Source organism: Streptococcus sp. 3705 (assembly GCF_013277145.1).
Lineage (GTDB): Bacteria > Bacillota > Bacilli > Lactobacillales > Streptococcaceae > Streptococcus.
In genome coordinates, this window is sequence record NZ_VMMJ01000008.1 from 36,030 (window position 1) to 51,242 (window position 15,213).

The window sequence follows — 15,213 nt, forward strand, 5'->3', positions numbered from 1 at the left end:
ATTTTAGTAAAAAATCAAGAATCTATCTCGTTTAATAATTTCGCTCACCAAACAATCCATCTGGCAAATCATGGAATCCCTTGCCTGCTTTGAAGTTTTCAAACTTACCGAGCAAGAACTGATAAGCATCCAAGCGGCTTTCGTAGCGAATCATGGCATCTTTGGCACGCTCGTCTTGGTCTTCTTCGTAGACTTTTTGGCTTTCCTTGTGCGCCATGTCGTTGATCATGATTTGGGTATTGACCCAAGCTTCAAATTCCTTCATAAACTCTTGTTCGTAACTCATTTTTTCTCCTTATTCTAATCCACGAAAATAGTCTGTGTCAATCTCACGGTAGGGTTGAATATCCTGAACGTATTCCAGCACACCTTGGAATTCTCCCTCTTCATCGTGCACTGCTGCGTAGGTGATGTGGACAAACTTACCTCGCGACTCAGACTTGAACCACATTTCATACTTGTCTTTGCTTCCCTCACGAAGTCCCTTCATGATAGTCTTGACCTTGTCCAAGTACTTAGGTGGATGGCAGAGTTCGACATTGCGCCCGACTTGAGACGGAGTCCGTTTGAAAATCATCTCATCAGCTGGCGTATTGTCATTGTAATACTGGAAAATATCGTCTTTATTGACAAAGGTAATCTCCATAGGGAGGTGATTGAGGATGAGATTAGCCTGCTCGACTGAAAGATAGCCATTGCTAAAAGCCTGTTGACTATGGCGGTCCAACACTGCTTCCTTTTCCTTAGGGGTAAAGGTAATGGTAAACTGCCCTTCTGGCGTATCGATAACTTGCTGAACTTGACCCTCTGCCGTATCTAGTTGCACGGGCTCCTCTGCAATCTTTTCCCCAACAAAGCTCTGTCGTTCTGGCACCCATTTCTCAGACGGACGGATGATGGCATAACCATAGGCATCGCTCTCCTCCGAAATCTGAAGCCAGTCATCCTGAGTAAAGGACTCAAGGAGAATCATAAGGAGGATGGACTCTTCCTTGAAAATCATACTTTCAAACTCTGTCGCAAAAGCTTCAAAAGCTTCTTTTACAGTGCTAATCGGCACTTCTGGTAGTGACTTGGCTGTCATTAAAGCTGTTTGAAAGAGTTCCCTGATCTGATCATCCACTCCCCACATCACTTTTGGGGGTGAATCGTGTCCATAGCGCTCCATGATAGGAAAGAAGAGCTCTTCCTTGCGCTGGTAGTGGATGTCAAATTGTCCCAAAAGCCCCATTTGACGGACCAAACCCTTGCGCATCTCCGCAAGCATTTCTTCATCTTCCACAGACTCATAGGTATCTAACAATCTACGAATGCGAATCAAGGCCGCACGGAGGGCCAGATTTTCTTCCTTAAATACCCGAACTGGGTGACCTGGATGCTCGGTATCCTCTACTTCGACACCTTTAATAGCATTTTTAAAAAGATTAGCATGGACATCACAGAGTTCCATGACATCTTCAAATGTGACGCCCGAGTCCGAGTTCATCAGCTCGTGCTCCATGAGGGAAATCTCTATGGCTGAGACACCCGCAAAGGTCGCATCAAAACGCTCCTGAACCGACTCAGGAGAGACACCATTGTGCAATTCTAACAAAATATCCCGCAGGACATGAATCCGTTCATCTGCCATTAGTCTAATCCAATCACTTCGTAGCCGTTTGCTTCCAGCGTGCGGACAATCTGGTCCATAGGAGTTCCTTCCAGCTTAGACCCCTGCTTAAGCGATACTTTGCGACCAACTGTATTGCGCATTAAGGGATTGGCAAGGGGTTTAAAACCCAGCTCCACTAGAATTTCCAAGACTTCTGGATGCTTGTCCACCACTTCTGCAACGGGAATTGACACATCGATGATATTGTCCATGACGACCTCCATTGTATGTTCTAAAATGATTTTACTGCTTATATTATACCATATGGAAAGAGATTAAAAAACTAGCAGTGTAGTTCCTGCTAGTTCTCTGCAACTTGGATTACCATCTAGATAAGTTTAAAGAGCCAATCCAATATCTTAAATACTATCTTGTAAAACAATAATTGGACTGCAAAAGAGATGATCATCCAAAAGAATTTCAAAATCCCAATAATCGGTTTAATAAAAAGAATGGCAAGAATTGCCCAGAAAAATTTCATTCTTTCTCCTCTGGCTTAATGAGCCACCGAGCCGTATCCATTAACTTATCTGCAATAAAAAGTTTACCTAGACCGACAACGACATGGTCATCTTTCTTTATCGTTCTCATTACTTTCACACCTTGCACGGTCAAAAAGTAATTCCCATAAGTTTTAGCTAGAATTTTTATGAGTCCCATATTACTCTCCTTCGAGGATTTCAGCCTCTTTTCGGATTGTTTCAACATCTTCTTGATATTGAACTTCACTATAGTTGACTAGCTTGGATAATTCTTTCTGCAAGCTTTCCCCCATTGGTTTCATAGTTGCAAAGGTTAAACCACCTGAAATGATACCTCCCAAGATAGGTATGAATTTCCCCATTCCTTTGGCCAGCCCTCCCTTGGTCAGATTCACACCAAATATTTTTAAGACTTTTTTCAAAATAGGGTACCAAAGCGTTTTTGTTAAAGCTTTATTAGGCACTGTTTTCATTACCTGTTTGGCAATTGTTATACCACCAGCACGTAGCAAAGCAGCGGTTCCATTCACCCCCAACATGACGCCTAGATAAAGCAAGAGGGTATTTTGAGCATCTTCACTCAACTCCTCGCGTGAAGCCCAAAGATCCTCATAACCATAAATATAACCTAATTCTTGAGCCAATTTCAGAGAGAAACCATAAAATTGAGCCACATCAGCTGGAATAGTAATCGCCATAGCAATCCCTCCAGGTAATCCTGCCAAAACAGAAGTTCCACTCGCCAATAAAACATTATCCCTAATACAGGCATTAGCCACTCGATCTAAGATTTCTTGAGATAAGAGAGACGTTGGACCTTGTTCTAATAAGGTAGGGATGTCCTGTGGATCCAATTCTTTGGAAAACTTATCTACTAAAAATTTCGAACGATCAACCTTAACAACTGGTAGTTTTACCACTTGTTGTAATACTTGCATAGCTAACTCTTGTTCAGCCATATACAAACTCCTTTTACTTCTGTAAGTTATATTCTACGATAGCATACTCTTTTAAAGTATGTTTCAAATTCCCCTCAAAAATTTTCAAAAAATCCTTAGCAACTTATTTGTTAAAGATTTTTAATAGTCTTTGTAGAGGCAGCTCGAATATTCAACTTCTACCTTTACAACATGATATTCTATCTGTGAACGATAGTCTATTATTGTTTCACCTAAAATGTTCCTTGAATACACACTAACTATGAACTTTCGAGCTTCATCTTATAAATCCATAATTTCTTTTTTCTTTCGATCAAATTCTTCCTGGGATAGTATCCCTGCATCTAAAAGAGATTTTAGTTTTGTAAGGGCTTCGATTTGCTCATCTAATGATAGACTTGGTTTCATGGCTTTTTCATCTAAACCTTGTGCCATATTCATACCAAAAATCATCCCTGCACTATCACCTAGACCATGTTGCTCCACTCCTGATGAAATTTTTTGTTGTGCTGCAATATTAGAAGATTTCTGCGATACATCATCATAAGCTTTTAAATTCATCTTATTTGATGAAAATTGTTTAACCAATTCCTTAGATTCTGGTGAGAACTCAATATTAGCAATGGCAACTTTTACAATCTCAAATCCAAAACGTTCTTTCCAAGTCCCTGCATACTGTCCATCATTTGATACTTGGGTTGCAAGAACTGAAGCTTGTGAGGGTAATTGTGAAATACGATAAGTTGTTGACAAAGAATTAAGTGCAACAATAAAAGATTGAAGAAATTCTGTTACTATTTGTGATCTAGCTTGAGCGCTATCAAAGGTATAATAAGTCACATTGGCAGGAAGAAAGTTTCTGATAAATTGCTTAGCATCTGTAATTTGGATAGAAAATGTTCCAAAAGCACGTACTTCTAAATCTGTCCCATAAAACAAATCATTATACATGACTGGACCGCGAGTCCCAAATTTAATATCACGAATTTCTCTCAAATTAACAAAACAAATCTGTTTTTGCTGATCACTTTGACCCCCGAATCCAACACGATTAACAACATTGTCAAACAGTGACTTTTTCAATCCATCACCGTTAAAAACACTGCTCTCACCATTTTGGTATTCATATCCACCTGGTTCTGTAATAATTTCCTCGATACCAGACTGACTAAAGATAAAGGCAGCAGTATTTTCTGGAATAAAAATCTTGGATCCGTTGGAAATAACACCGACAGATCCCTTCGTATTGACACCCCTACCATTATTATTTTCTTGAATAATACCTGGACTTACAGCTGTATGTTCATCAAAAGCTTGAACTGTGATAATTTCTTTCCACTGATCTGCAAATGTCCCACCAATAGAATCTGTGATGGCTTTTATCAACCCCATTTAATTGCCCCCTTATAAACTCTGCTCCATATCACAATAGGCACATCTAACTGTTTGCTTCACTTGACCTGACAAAGGTGCTCCACAAAAGCTACACTTGGTTGAAATCTTTTCTGGCTCTGCACCCTTAATCCCAAGCCCTGCTTTAAAAGTGTCAAATGTATCCTTAAATGTTTCTGCTAAAACATCTGCTCCAAACAAGCTACTATCTCTCAAGGTTTCAAAATTACTTGTATCACCTGAAATCAATTTAATAATGTTTCTAGCCCACTTGTCAGTATCCTTAGTATTATTAAATGCAAAGATAGCTTGTCCGCCATTATAATAAATTTCCAGCCGTTTCACACCATTGGTTTTGGTTACTGAAACTTGAGGTTTCCCTTCAAAAATTTTAATCTGGTTAATGGGTATGGTAACTTGGTCTTTTTTTCCTCCCCACAAACCTTTTTTGATATATATTAAGTGTAGATTCGTTAAAATTAATTCATCTGTAGACAAACCATTTTTCCCAAAACTCACATGGTCACTATTCATAACCATGTATTCATGTGGCAATAATTGATAATCCATATTGAACTCCACTCTTCCTATTAAAGACTAGCTTTCCACTGCTCCACTTGTTCATGTAGATTATCACGATAATCTTTTAAAATCTTAATCACTTCTTCTTTCCCTTGAATCGGTGCTTTCTTTAGTGGACCATATTGTTTTTTCAAATCTTCCATCTCTTTTTTAGTGCTATCTTTTAGTTCTTGGATAGCAGCACTATCTTCTAAAACAGTCCCTTTAAAGGCTTCATCTGCTTCTGTATAGTAATTATCGATTATTTTCTCATTCATAATCAAGTAATCTTCATAGGTTTTTATAGACTCAATTGTCGTATCGCTAACATCTTGTGGGTTAAAATCGCTTGAACTGAGTTTTTCTTTTGCTTTAGCAAACAACCCTTTCTTCTCAGAACTACTAGATGAAGCTTCTGTTTGATTCTCACTAGAAGAGCTACTTGTTTTTTCAGAAAGAGAACTACAAGCAACTAGAGTAGAAACGGAAAGACATAGCAAAGCTAAACGACAAACTTTTTTTATGTTATTCATTGATAGAATCTCCTTTTATTTATGAAATCATCATATCATATTTCCTAAAAAAAAAAAGCATTTTCTGATTAGATAACATTAAAAAATACAGAATCCCTTTTTTAAAAGAATATTTTTCCATTTCAAATTCCACCTATTTTCCCCCACCAAAAAAGAGGGTCTCCCCTCTTCTTTAGTTCTTATCCAGATTGCGTAGCATCTCGTCAATCTTGTTTCCATACTCGATGGACTCGTCTTTGACGAAGGTCAAATCTGGGATTTTGTACAATTTCAAATTGCGACCAAGTTCACGTTTGATGGTACCAGTTGCTTTTTCAAGCCCGATTTGAGCTTTTTGATTATCCGAAGCAAGGTTACTCAAAATGGTGTAGTAAACCTTGGCAACAGACAAGTCCCCCAGCATCTGAACATCTGTGATGGTCACGCCTTGGACACGCGGATCACGGACTTTCTTTTGCAAAATCTCATTGACTTCACGCTTGATTTCCATGCCCACACGATCCGTACGGAAATGATTTGCCATGATATTCCTTTCTCTACTTTGAACCAAAAGCTAGGCCAGCAGACCTAGCTATTTTTATTAGATAGAGGAACTAGAGCCATTTGAATCTAGGAAACAAGCCTTAGATAGAACTGAGGGTTCATCAAGGCGCTGTTGACGACGAGTCAAATCGGCTATCGTTTCTCTATTATCTCTTGATTTCTTCCATGACGTACGCCTCAATCACATCATCCATCTTGATATCATTGTAGCCGTCAATCATCAATCCACCTTCACGACCGTTTGTAACTTCTTTGACGTCGTCTTTGTAGTGTTTCAAGCTAGCAAGTTCACCGTCATAGATAACGACACCGTCACGGATAACACGGACTTTAGAGTCACGGGTAACCTTACCGTTGATAACCATGAATCCACCGATGGTTCCCACTTTAGATACCTTGAAGGTTTCACGAATAACTGCTTCACCGATAACTTTTTCTTCAAATTCTGGATCAAGCATCCCTTTCATGGCTTCTTCCATCTCTTCGATAACCTTATAGATAATGCTGTGGAGACGGATTTCCACATCGTCAGCTTCTGCTTGTTGACGAGCTTGTGGTGTAGGGCGTACGTTGAAACCAACGATAAAGGCATTTGAAGCTTCAGCAAGGGTCACGTCAGATTCATTGATGGCACCAACAGCTGAGTGGACGATGGTCACTTTGACACCTTCCACGTCGATCTTTTGAAGTGAGGCAGAAAGGGCTTCAACAGAACCTTGTACATCAGCCTTGATGATAACGTTAACAGACTTGAGTTCACCAGCTTTAAGCGTATCAAAGAGGTTTTCAAGGCTGACACGTTGGGTAGCTTGACGTTGTTTCATGAGGGCACGTTTGGCACGCTCTTCACCGGCTGCACGCGCAGATTTTTCATCCTCGTAAACAGCAAAGTGGTCACCTGCCATTGGCGCTTCGTTCAAACCTGTAATTGAAACTGGTGTTGATGGCCCTGCAACCTTAACACGACGACCAAGGTCATTGGTCATGGCACGGACACGACCGAAGGTATTTCCGACAACGATTGGGTCTTGAACATTCAAGGTACCTTGTTGAACAAGAAGGGTTGCGACCGCACCTTTTCCTTTATCCAAGCGTGCTTCGATAACTGTACCGATCGCACGAACTGTTGGGTCTGCTTTGAGTTCTTGGATTTCAGCCACAAGAAGGACTGTTTCCAACAATTCTTCGATGTTTTGGTTGAATTTAGCTGAGATTTCAACAAATTCAGAATCTCCACCCCAAGCAGTTGACATAACTCCATGCTCTGCCAATTCACCGATAACGCGTTCTGGGTTGGCACCTGGTTTATCAATCTTGTTGATGGCTACAATAATTGGAACATTCGCTGCTTTTGAGTGGTTGATAGCTTCAATTGTCTGAGGCATAACCCCGTCATCTGCCGCTACGACCAAAATAGTAATATCGGTAACAGAAGCACCACGCGCACGCATCGATGTAAAGGCCGCGTGTCCTGGTGTATCAAGGAAGGTAATCTTCTTGCCATTTTCCACGATTTGGTAGGCACCGATATGCTGAGTGATACCACCTGCTTCACCTGTCGCAACACGAGAGTTACGAAGGGTATCTAGGAGTGTTGTTTTACCGTGGTCAACGTGTCCCATGATAGTTACAACTGGTGGACGCTCAACCAATTCATCTTCATTGAGATAACCATCTTCGACAAAGAAACGTTCGATATCGGCATTATCCACTTCAACCTTTTGTTTGGCTTCGATACCGTAATCCACCATGAGGAGTTCGATAGTTTCTCCATCCAAGGATTGGTTTTGTGTGGCCATGACACCCATCATGAAAAGTTTCTTAACGATTTCAGCTGGTTCACGTTTGATACGTTTTGCGATTTCCGCAACGGTCATACCATCTGTATATTCAAATTCTGTTGGCAATTCATGGAACTTACGCTCTGTAACAGGTTTTGGAGTCTGATTACGGTTGTTCTTATTATTGCCTTTTTTGTTCTTTTTGTTGTTATTCCAGTTACTATTCTTTTGATTTCTCACTTGATTTTGACTACTTCGATTCTTTTGTTGTTTTCTAGGACCATCTTCTTCGTGATCATAATCGTCACGATTTTTGTCTGGTCGAGCTTGTTTTTTACGACGTGTATCCACTGCAGGTTCTTTTTTCTCAGGGACGACTTCAACCACTGCTTGAACTTGCTGTGCTTGTTGCGCTTGTTCAGCTAACTTAGCAGCTTCTTCAAAGATTTCCTCTGGTTCCTTACGTTTGTTAGCTTGAGCCAAGGCTTCTTTAGCAGCCTGATACTGCTTGAAGCGTTCCTCGCTTGAACGTGCGTACTCTGCATTTTGCTCTGCTTTTAGGGCTGCTGCACGGGCTTTAAAGTCAACACGTGGAGCCGCTTGATTTGGACGTTTGTCCCCTTGTTGACGGCGCTCATTTCCACGATTTTGCTGACCTTGCTGTTTCTTAGCTTGGTCATTAAAGCGACGATTATCGCGGTTGCCTTGACCTTGTTTTCCACCATTGCGGCCGTCGTTTTTCTGACGGTTTCCGTTTTGTTGTTGGTCACGGTTATTGCCCTTATTTTGCTTGCGTCGCTCTGCCTGCTCTTTAGCACGTGCTTCACGCTCAGCCTTGAAATTACGACTTTGCGGTTTAGCCGCTACTTTTTCTGTTTTCGGAGCGACTGGCTCAGCTGGTTTTGCCTCTTCCTTGGCTACAGCTGGTTTTACTGGTTCAGACTTTTCGACTTTCTTTTCTGCACTTGCTTTTGGGGCTGCAGGTTTTGCCTCTTCCTTAGCTACAGCTGGTTTAGCTGGCTCAGATTTTTCGGCTTTCTTTTCTGCACTTGATTTTTGTTCTGCAGGTTTTGCTTCTGCTTTCGGAGCAACTGCAGGCTTAAAGCTGGCAGCGATTTTTGCAGCGACAGCTTCTTCCACACTTGATGAGTGGCTTTTCACATCCAAGCCCAACTCTTTTGCACGCGCTACAACTTCTTTGCTTTCTTTTCCAAGCTCTTTTGCGATTTCGTACAATCTTTTCTTAGACAAATCATGTCCTCCTCTTCTATTCCATAAGAGACCTCATTTTCTTTGTAAATCCAGCATCTGTTACAGCCAAAACCTTTCTCGATTTTCCGACTGCTATGCTTAATTCCAGTGTTGAAAACACGGTTACAATTTCTACTTGATAATAATGACTTTTATCTTGAATCTTCTTGGTCAGATTGGGTCCAGCATCATGGGCTAGAAAGACCAACTTGGCCTTGCCGTCTTGAACAGCCTTGACCACCAATTCTTCACCCGATATAATCCGCCCTGCTCGCTGAGCAAGTCCCAAGAGATTGCTTATCTTTTGCTTATTCAAGTCCTAACTCTCTTCTTTTCACTTTGTGATCCACATAAGCGATCAACTCATCATAAAAGCTTTCATCCACTTCCATGCTAAAGCTGCGGTTAAAGACCTTCTTCTTTTTCGCCTCTAGGGCTTCTGCATTGTCTAGCTTGATATAAGCGCCGCGGCCATTAGCCTTGCCTGTCGGATCGATAAAGACTTGTCCTTCCTTGTTCTTGACAATGCGGAGCAAATCTCGCTTATCAATCACTTCATTAGACACAACAGACTTGCGCAAAGGGATTTTTCTCGTTTTCATCTTTCCCTCCTCTAGCAGCTTTTATTCTTCTACAGTATCGTTTTCTGCTTCCAAATCTACCGAACCAGCTTCTTCCATGGCTTCAAATTCGCTAGCAGACTTGATATCGATACGGTAACCAGTCAAGTGAGCTGCCAAGCGAACGTTTTGCCCACGACGACCGATAGCAAGAGAAAGCTTGTTATCAGGAACAACCACCAAGGCACGTTTGCTGTCGTTTTCATCAAAGATAACTTGGTCAACCTCAGCAGGAGCGATGGCATTGTAGATAAATTCAGCTGGATCTGCTACCCACTCGATAACATCGATATTTTCTTCGATTGGTACCATGCGGTCATTTTTAGAATCGTAACGAGCTGGGTGGAATTTGCTAGTAATCTTCTTGATATTAGCACCACCGCGTCCAACGATTGTACCGATAGCGTCTACGTTTGGATTATGGCTACGAACTGCAACCTTCGTACGGTCACCAGCTTCACGAGCCACACTCATGATTTCAACAGTTCCGTCATAAACTTCTGGAATTTCTTGCTCCATCAAGCGTTTGATCATTTCTGGATGGCTACGGCTAACAAAGACGTTGACACCGCGAGGGTTGTCTTCAACCTTGTAGACATACACTTCAATACGATCATGAGAAGCAAAAACTTCACCAGGGATTTGGTCTTGTTTTGACAATTGGGCTTCGATGCTGCCAAGGTTGACATAAATGAAGCGGTTGTCAAAGCGTTCTACTGTACCAGACATGATTTCTTGCTCATGTTCTTTGTAAGTATTGTAAGTGATGGCACGTGTTTGCTTGCGCATTTTTTCCATGATGGTTTGTTTGGCAGATTGGGCTGCTACACGACCAAACTCAGCAGGCGCTTCTTCAAACTTAATCTTATCACCAAGCTCATAGGCTGAATTGATAGCAAGAGCATCTTTCAAGCTGATTTCCAAACGGCTATCAAATACTTCATCAACTACTTCACGGACAGTATAAACTGTAAAGTCACCTGTTTTTTCGTTGAAGTCAATAGCTACACTGTCTGATTGACCATAGCGTCTGCGATAAGCGGAACGAAGCGACTCTACTACTGCGTCGATGATGTCTTCTTTTTTGATTCCCTTGTCTTCTTCCAAAATGCGGAAGGCCTCTAGCATTTCTTTACTCATGTTTTCTTCACTTTTGAATTCTCAAAAGCTATCCTTTCTTTTTCTATAATTTTACTGCTAAACGTGCTTTTGATACTAAACTGTATGGAATTTGGACAGTTTTCTTACGTGTCTTGTCCATATATTCCATAGTCAACTCATCCTCTTCAAAGGCCAACAAGGTTCCTTCAAAGACCTTTTGCTTATCAATGGCTTGGTAGAGCCCGACATGGATGTATTTCCCAACCGCTCCAGCAACGGCATCCTTGGTTTTTAAAGGACGTTCCAAGCCTGGACTGGTGATTTCTAGGAAATATTGTTCTGGGAAGGGATCTGGCTTGATGGTGTCTAGGACAGGACTGATCATTTCTGTCAAGTCTGCCGTGTCGTTCAAGGTAATTCCTTCAGGTTTATCTACAAAAATACTGAGAATCATGTCACTGCCAATCTTTCCATACTCGATATCCACGAGTTCGAAAGGAGCTTCTATGACAGGTTCTACAACTTCTCTGACTAATTCTACGATTGTTGCGATTGCGTCCACCTCCTCATAAGCAAGAGGCGAAGATATTTCCCCGCCTCACTTTCTCATATTCTTACTCTTAGTATAGCACATTTGCTAACTTATGTAAAGCAAAAGCACTTGTACAGCCTGATTTCAGGCTATTTCTTAAAATTCTGCCTCAACTCGGTAGATAACTTGCCCCTTGTTGGAGAATTTTTGCTCGTATTCCGTCATGACATTGCCTTCAAAATCGCTGGCATGTAAATCAAGCCAGACACCATTGAGCTTCATGCCATACTGAGAAAAGCTCACTAGGCTGTACTCAAACAAGCCACGGTTATCCGTCTTGAAATGAATTTCTCCATTTTCAGGCAAGATACGTTTGAAGGTATCCAAGAAGGTCTTGTAGGTCAAACGACGCTTTTCATGGCGTTTTTTAGGCCAAGGATCTGAAAAGTTCAGATACAAGCGATCAATCTCACCGTCTTCAAAATAGTCAGTCAAGTCAGAACCATCTACCCACAAGAGCTTGATATTCGGTACTCCAACTTCAAGCACCTTGTCCAAAGCGTAGCTCAAAACAGACTTTTGAATGTCAATCCCGATATAGTTGATGTCCGGGTTTTGCTTTGCCATCCCTGAAACAAAGGCACCCTTTCCACTTCCTACTTCCACATGAATGGGATTATCATTTCCAAACAAGTCCCGCCATTTTCCCTTAGCTTCTAGGGGATTGAGGATCACATACTGGGGATTTGCCTCTAGTAATTCTGTGGCCCCTTTACGATTTCTAACTCTCATCTTCTCTTTCCATACTTGTCTCGGAAGTGACGCAAGCCATGAATCTCCCGATTGACATTTTCTAAATCTTGGTTCATATAATACTTGGAAATCTGGCTCAAGTAAGACAATTGACCGTACCAATACAATTTACTTAATACCGTCTGATTGTACTTGTAACCGTAGTAGGTCAACCATTCCTTCCACTGATGTTCTGGAATATAATGGCAGAGCATATGGGCCACATCAAACATGCGGTCGGTCAAGCGAACCGAATCCCAATCTACCAAATAAATCAAGCCACTATCTGTCTCAATCCAATTACTATGTCGTACATCTCCATGGACAATGGTCGCATAGTCCTCTCTAAATCCTGGAATAGTCTGACGTAAATCAGCCATCACTTCACTGATAAAATGATTTTTACGCAAAGCATCTGGAGCCGTTTCTTGCCAAGACTGTAGTAAATCTACAGGTGTTTCCATGGCATAGCCCAAACGACTCAACTGTGTCATCAACGGACGTGAGCGATGAAGACGGGTTAAAATATTGACGATTTGCTTACGATTCATATCATAGGGGGTCAATATCTTGCCTGTCAACCATTCTTGAGCACACATATCACGCCCATCTGCCAAACGGCGACTCCATAATAATTGTGGAGCAATTTGTTCTCTAGCTAGACCAGGTAGGATTGGAGAGGTGTTCATTTTTACAAAGATGCGCTTCCCATCAGGATAGCTACCCATATAAGCCTTGCCACTTTTCCCAGGTATGGGAGTCAGTGTTAGCTCATTATCACCCAAATCCATTTCTTTCCTCCGTATAAAGTTTCCTTACTATTCTACTAGTTTTTGGTCTATTCGTCAACCGCTCCACGCCCGATTCTCAAAGAAAAGCCTCTGGATTGGCTTGGGTATCATTATAGAAAGAAAAAGGCAAGCACCGTCTTCTGCTTACCTTTCATGATTTCTAGAAATAAGTTAAGAGTGGCAAACTGTTGTAAAACATATGGACTAGAGTAGAAACCCATAGGTTTTGGCTTTTTTTATAAGCAAAGCCCAGTAACAAGCCCCCAAGTAGATAAAAAATAAACGAAGGGACATTAGAAGGACCATGCATGAACGAAAAGAGTGAGGAAGTTAGCACAAGCCCTAACCAAGAATTGTCAAAAACCGCACCTTGAAGAAGTCCTCTGAAAATGAGTTCCTCCTGGATGGGTCCAAAAACTGAGGAAGTCAAAATCAAAGACAGGGAAATTCCTCTGCTGACTTCCGCCAAGTGTTGAACTCCTGCGCCAGAAGAAATAGCGAAGAAATGAATATAAACCAGCGTCTCAAGCACACTTAGAAGAAAGATTGCAATGAAAAGTAAAAGTTGTTTCCTGCTTAACATCCCAAAAGAAATCATTTCAAACTTTCTAGCATAAGCAACACTCAGAGAGGTTACTAGAAGACTTACAATAATCAATGCAGATTCATTTTGAAAAAAATCCCCATGATTAATCGTATAAGGAACTGTAATGACGATTAGTAGTACTAAAAATCCAAAGCACAAGGCATGAAATTTATCAAAAAACTCCATAAAATTATTCTCCTCAAGAAACAAACTTCTCTACACGTCATCCTTTAGTGCTAGTCTTTCCAAAACAAACCATTTGAGTAACCAAAACCCGACCACATAGCCAGCCCCTAAGAATATAGCCATTAAAGATAACATGGGATTTAGGAAATAAAAGACCACCACAGATACAAAGGTTAGCACAAAAACGTTAAAAGCAATGGTGTCAGAAGCCAAGACCAAAATATAAGGTGTCAACCAGTCTAAGGTTTTGGAATCTAGGAAAAATAAGTGTTTATACATGATGACCTCCCCTTGTCAGACTATAGACTAGTTCCATATTAAGAAGAAAGTTCTTCCTCTACTTTTTATAATACTTCAAGCCCCAAATGAGCAGAAGCATGATAAGCAAGCAGAGAATAGCGCCAATATAGGCAATTAATTGTTGATAGAATTCTCCTGCTGTTATACCTCTATACAAACAGATAATAGACATAAAGCCTGTCAAACCGATGAACATAAGTTGATTGGTTCTAGGACTAACCAAATCATCATCTTCAAACTCTCTTATCCTCATCTCCCTAGTGAGGTAAACAGTAACCAAAATCGAAGCCAAGTTAATAACCACTAAGAGAAATTGGAAGACCAAGGAAAAATTTAAAAACTGACGAGATAGAAATAGATAAGTGGAGACAAGCAAGGGCAACTGCCCTAGGAACAATCTCGTAAGGAAGATGTTCCGTTTTTTAGCAAGAAAAGCTTTCATTTCTTTGCTCCTTTCTTTTTCATTAAAGCAAAATAAATCATAAATGCAATCACATAGGCTATGGTATAAAATAGCTGATACCAAGCACTCTCCCTAAGCGGATATAGAAAGATGGACATGATCAGATACAAGATGAAAATGACAAATATTTTTTTCTTCATAAGATTTCCTCCTGAATGTTTGTTGAGTAAGAACCTTTACACTGTTAGTATAGCACTCATTTTGACCTTGGATCACTCAAATCATAAATGGTCATCAAAACATCTTGAATTGTTAAAAAATTTAAAAAGCAAGCATGAAAAACATACTTGCCCTAGGGGAACTTAACAATGTGAAAATACAAAATCGAAAGCTATTCAGCCTTACTTCCGTATGTTTTCATATATTCTCATAATCGCAATAAGGATAGCAGCTGTCCCACTTGCCAAAGCGATAAGGGTAATGATAATGTTGAGGATTTCAGGCGTACTCCCTATTCTGTTGATAAGACGGAGTAGGGATATAACTGTCAACTGAATCAGGAGTATTGATTCTACTCTTACCATTGAAGTAAGTCTGTTTTCAACTGCATATAAAAAGGCTGGCAGCAAAACACAGGCTATAGCAATCACAAACAGGTTGCCCCCTGTTTCTTCTCCCTTGTTCACCACGGAAATCATGAGAAGATTTGATGCTATGATCAACGTAGAACAGATGATAAAAAAGGATTTCTTATTCATATAGGATACCTC

21 protein-coding genes are annotated in these 15,213 nt (G+C 40.7%); all 21 read right to left on the bottom strand.

Features of this window, described 5'->3' with window-relative positions:
• Window positions 1–31 precede the first annotated feature (31 nt).
• On the bottom strand, window positions 32–286 hold the full coding sequence (locus tag HT714_RS02085; protein ID WP_000119706.1) for a DUF1912 family protein: 255 nt from the start codon (window positions 284–286) through the stop codon (window positions 32–34).
• Window positions 287–295: 9 nt separating this feature from the next.
• Window positions 296–1,630: a DUF438 domain-containing protein gene (locus HT714_RS02090; RefSeq protein ID WP_173226131.1), complete on the bottom strand. Its 1,335-nt coding sequence runs from the start codon at window positions 1,628–1,630 to the stop codon at window positions 296–298.
• A complete protein-coding gene (locus HT714_RS02095; RefSeq protein ID WP_173226129.1) occupies window positions 1,630–1,863 on the bottom strand; it encodes a DUF1858 domain-containing protein in 234 nt (77 codons plus the stop codon). The genes HT714_RS02090 and HT714_RS02095 overlap by 1 nt, the downstream gene beginning before the upstream one ends.
• A 116-nt stretch (window positions 1,864–1,979) precedes the next feature.
• Window positions 1,980–2,132, bottom strand: coding sequence for a hypothetical protein (locus HT714_RS02100; protein WP_024058070.1), 153 nt, complete (start codon window positions 2,130–2,132; stop codon window positions 1,980–1,982).
• Window positions 2,129–2,311 (bottom strand): hypothetical protein, encoded by a 183-nt coding sequence (locus HT714_RS02105; protein WP_173226127.1) that lies wholly within the window; start codon window positions 2,309–2,311, stop codon window positions 2,129–2,131. Before HT714_RS02105 ends, HT714_RS02100 begins: the two co-directional genes overlap by 4 nt.
• 1 nt (window position 2,312) lies before the next feature.
• On the bottom strand, window positions 2,313–3,092 hold the full coding sequence (locus tag HT714_RS02110) for a hypothetical protein (RefSeq protein ID WP_173226125.1): 780 nt from the start codon (window positions 3,090–3,092) through the stop codon (window positions 2,313–2,315).
• A 261-nt stretch (window positions 3,093–3,353) separates the two neighbouring features.
• Window positions 3,354–4,463, bottom strand: a complete 1,110-nt coding sequence (locus HT714_RS02115; protein ID WP_173226123.1) for an SPFH domain-containing protein — start codon at window positions 4,461–4,463, stop codon at window positions 3,354–3,356.
• 12 nt (window positions 4,464–4,475) lie between these two features.
• Window positions 4,476–5,033: a hypothetical protein gene (locus HT714_RS02120; protein WP_173226121.1), complete on the bottom strand. Its 558-nt coding sequence runs from the start codon at window positions 5,031–5,033 to the stop codon at window positions 4,476–4,478.
• Between the two features lie 20 nt (window positions 5,034–5,053).
• Window positions 5,054–5,557 carry a hypothetical protein gene (locus HT714_RS02125; protein ID WP_173251402.1) on the bottom strand — a complete coding sequence of 168 codons (504 nt, stop codon included), beginning with the start codon at window positions 5,555–5,557 and terminating at the stop codon, window positions 5,054–5,056.
• 172 nt (window positions 5,558–5,729) lie between these two features.
• On the bottom strand, window positions 5,730–6,080 hold the full coding sequence (rbfA, locus tag HT714_RS02130; RefSeq protein ID WP_001273601.1) for a 30S ribosome-binding factor RbfA: 351 nt from the start codon (window positions 6,078–6,080) through the stop codon (window positions 5,730–5,732).
• Between the two features lie 166 nt (window positions 6,081–6,246).
• Window positions 6,247–9,132, bottom strand: coding sequence for a translation initiation factor IF-2 (infB, locus tag HT714_RS02135; protein ID WP_173226117.1), 2,886 nt, complete (start codon window positions 9,130–9,132; stop codon window positions 6,247–6,249).
• Window positions 9,133–9,148: 16 nt separating this feature from the next.
• The gene (locus tag HT714_RS02140) at window positions 9,149–9,448 is read right to left on the bottom strand and encodes a YlxQ-related RNA-binding protein (RefSeq protein ID WP_172931527.1); all 300 of its coding nucleotides are present in this window, start codon (window positions 9,446–9,448) and stop codon (window positions 9,149–9,151) included.
• A complete protein-coding gene (locus tag HT714_RS02145) occupies window positions 9,441–9,734 on the bottom strand; it encodes a YlxR family protein (protein WP_000857561.1) in 294 nt (97 codons plus the stop codon). Before HT714_RS02145 ends, HT714_RS02140 begins: the two co-directional genes overlap by 8 nt.
• Window positions 9,735–9,755: 21 nt before the next feature.
• Window positions 9,756–10,892, bottom strand: a complete 1,137-nt coding sequence (gene nusA / locus HT714_RS02150; protein ID WP_173226115.1) for a transcription termination factor NusA — start codon at window positions 10,890–10,892, stop codon at window positions 9,756–9,758.
• A 43-nt stretch (window positions 10,893–10,935) separates the two neighbouring features.
• Window positions 10,936–11,415 carry a ribosome maturation factor RimP gene (rimP, locus tag HT714_RS02155; protein WP_001808916.1) on the bottom strand — a complete coding sequence of 160 codons (480 nt, stop codon included), beginning with the start codon at window positions 11,413–11,415 and terminating at the stop codon, window positions 10,936–10,938.
• 126 nt (window positions 11,416–11,541) lie between these two features.
• On the bottom strand, window positions 11,542–12,177 hold the full coding sequence (gene trmB, locus HT714_RS02160; protein WP_016399197.1) for a tRNA (guanosine(46)-N7)-methyltransferase TrmB: 636 nt from the start codon (window positions 12,175–12,177) through the stop codon (window positions 11,542–11,544).
• Complete coding sequence (locus HT714_RS02165) at window positions 12,174–12,968, bottom strand: phosphotransferase family protein (RefSeq protein WP_000363006.1); 795 nt, start codon at window positions 12,966–12,968, stop codon at window positions 12,174–12,176. Before HT714_RS02165 ends, trmB begins: the two co-directional genes overlap by 4 nt.
• A gap of 160 nt (window positions 12,969–13,128) precedes the next feature.
• A complete protein-coding gene (locus HT714_RS02170) occupies window positions 13,129–13,740 on the bottom strand; it encodes a type II CAAX endopeptidase family protein (protein ID WP_173226113.1) in 612 nt (203 codons plus the stop codon).
• Window positions 13,741–13,770: 30 nt separating this feature from the next.
• Window positions 13,771–14,019 (bottom strand): immunity protein BlpZ, encoded by a 249-nt coding sequence (blpZ, locus tag HT714_RS02175; RefSeq protein ID WP_049524266.1) that lies wholly within the window; start codon window positions 14,017–14,019, stop codon window positions 13,771–13,773.
• A 58-nt stretch (window positions 14,020–14,077) separates the two neighbouring features.
• Window positions 14,078–14,482 carry an immunity protein gene (locus tag HT714_RS02180; protein WP_173226111.1) on the bottom strand — a complete coding sequence of 135 codons (405 nt, stop codon included), beginning with the start codon at window positions 14,480–14,482 and terminating at the stop codon, window positions 14,078–14,080.
• 362 nt (window positions 14,483–14,844) lie between these two features.
• Window positions 14,845–15,201: a hypothetical protein gene (locus HT714_RS02185; RefSeq protein WP_049524265.1), complete on the bottom strand. Its 357-nt coding sequence runs from the start codon at window positions 15,199–15,201 to the stop codon at window positions 14,845–14,847.
• Window positions 15,202–15,213 lie beyond the last annotated feature (12 nt).

Coding starts and splice junctions, on each gene's coding strand:
- HT714_RS02085 (WP_000119706.1), bottom strand. CDS start 286: ATGAGTTACGAACAAGAGTTTATGAAGGAATTTGAAGCTTGGGTCAAT.
- HT714_RS02090 (WP_173226131.1), bottom strand. CDS start 1,630: ATGGCAGATGAACGGATTCATGTCCTGCGGGATATTTTGTTAGAATTG.
- HT714_RS02095 (WP_173226129.1), bottom strand. CDS start 1,863: ATGGACAATATCATCGATGTGTCAATTCCCGTTGCAGAAGTGGTGGAC.
- HT714_RS02100 (WP_024058070.1), bottom strand. CDS start 2,132: ATGAAATTTTTCTGGGCAATTCTTGCCATTCTTTTTATTAAACCGATT.
- HT714_RS02105 (WP_173226127.1), bottom strand. CDS start 2,311: ATGGGACTCATAAAAATTCTAGCTAAAACTTATGGGAATTACTTTTTG.
- HT714_RS02110 (WP_173226125.1), bottom strand. CDS start 3,092: ATGGCTGAACAAGAGTTAGCTATGCAAGTATTACAACAAGTGGTAAAA.
- HT714_RS02115 (WP_173226123.1), bottom strand. CDS start 4,463: ATGGGGTTGATAAAAGCCATCACAGATTCTATTGGTGGGACATTTGCA.
- HT714_RS02120 (WP_173226121.1), bottom strand. CDS start 5,033: ATGGATTATCAATTATTGCCACATGAATACATGGTTATGAATAGTGAC.
- HT714_RS02125 (WP_173251402.1), bottom strand. CDS start 5,557: ATGAATAACATAAAAAAAGTTTGTCGTTTAGCTTTGCTATGTCTTTCC.
- rbfA (WP_001273601.1), bottom strand. CDS start 6,080: ATGGCAAATCATTTCCGTACGGATCGTGTGGGCATGGAAATCAAGCGT.
- HT714_RS02145 (WP_000857561.1), bottom strand. CDS start 9,734: ATGAAAACGAGAAAAATCCCTTTGCGCAAGTCTGTTGTGTCTAATGAA.
- nusA (WP_173226115.1), bottom strand. CDS start 10,892: ATGAGTAAAGAAATGCTAGAGGCCTTCCGCATTTTGGAAGAAGACAAG.
- trmB (WP_016399197.1), bottom strand. CDS start 12,177: ATGAGAGTTAGAAATCGTAAAGGGGCCACAGAATTACTAGAGGCAAAT.
- HT714_RS02165 (WP_000363006.1), bottom strand. CDS start 12,968: ATGGATTTGGGTGATAATGAGCTAACACTGACTCCCATACCTGGGAAA.
- HT714_RS02170 (WP_173226113.1), bottom strand. CDS start 13,740: ATGGAGTTTTTTGATAAATTTCATGCCTTGTGCTTTGGATTTTTAGTA.
- blpZ (WP_049524266.1), bottom strand. CDS start 14,019: ATGTATAAACACTTATTTTTCCTAGATTCCAAAACCTTAGACTGGTTG.
- HT714_RS02180 (WP_173226111.1), bottom strand. CDS start 14,482: ATGAAAGCTTTTCTTGCTAAAAAACGGAACATCTTCCTTACGAGATTG.
- HT714_RS02185 (WP_049524265.1), bottom strand. CDS start 15,201: ATGAATAAGAAATCCTTTTTTATCATCTGTTCTACGTTGATCATAGCA.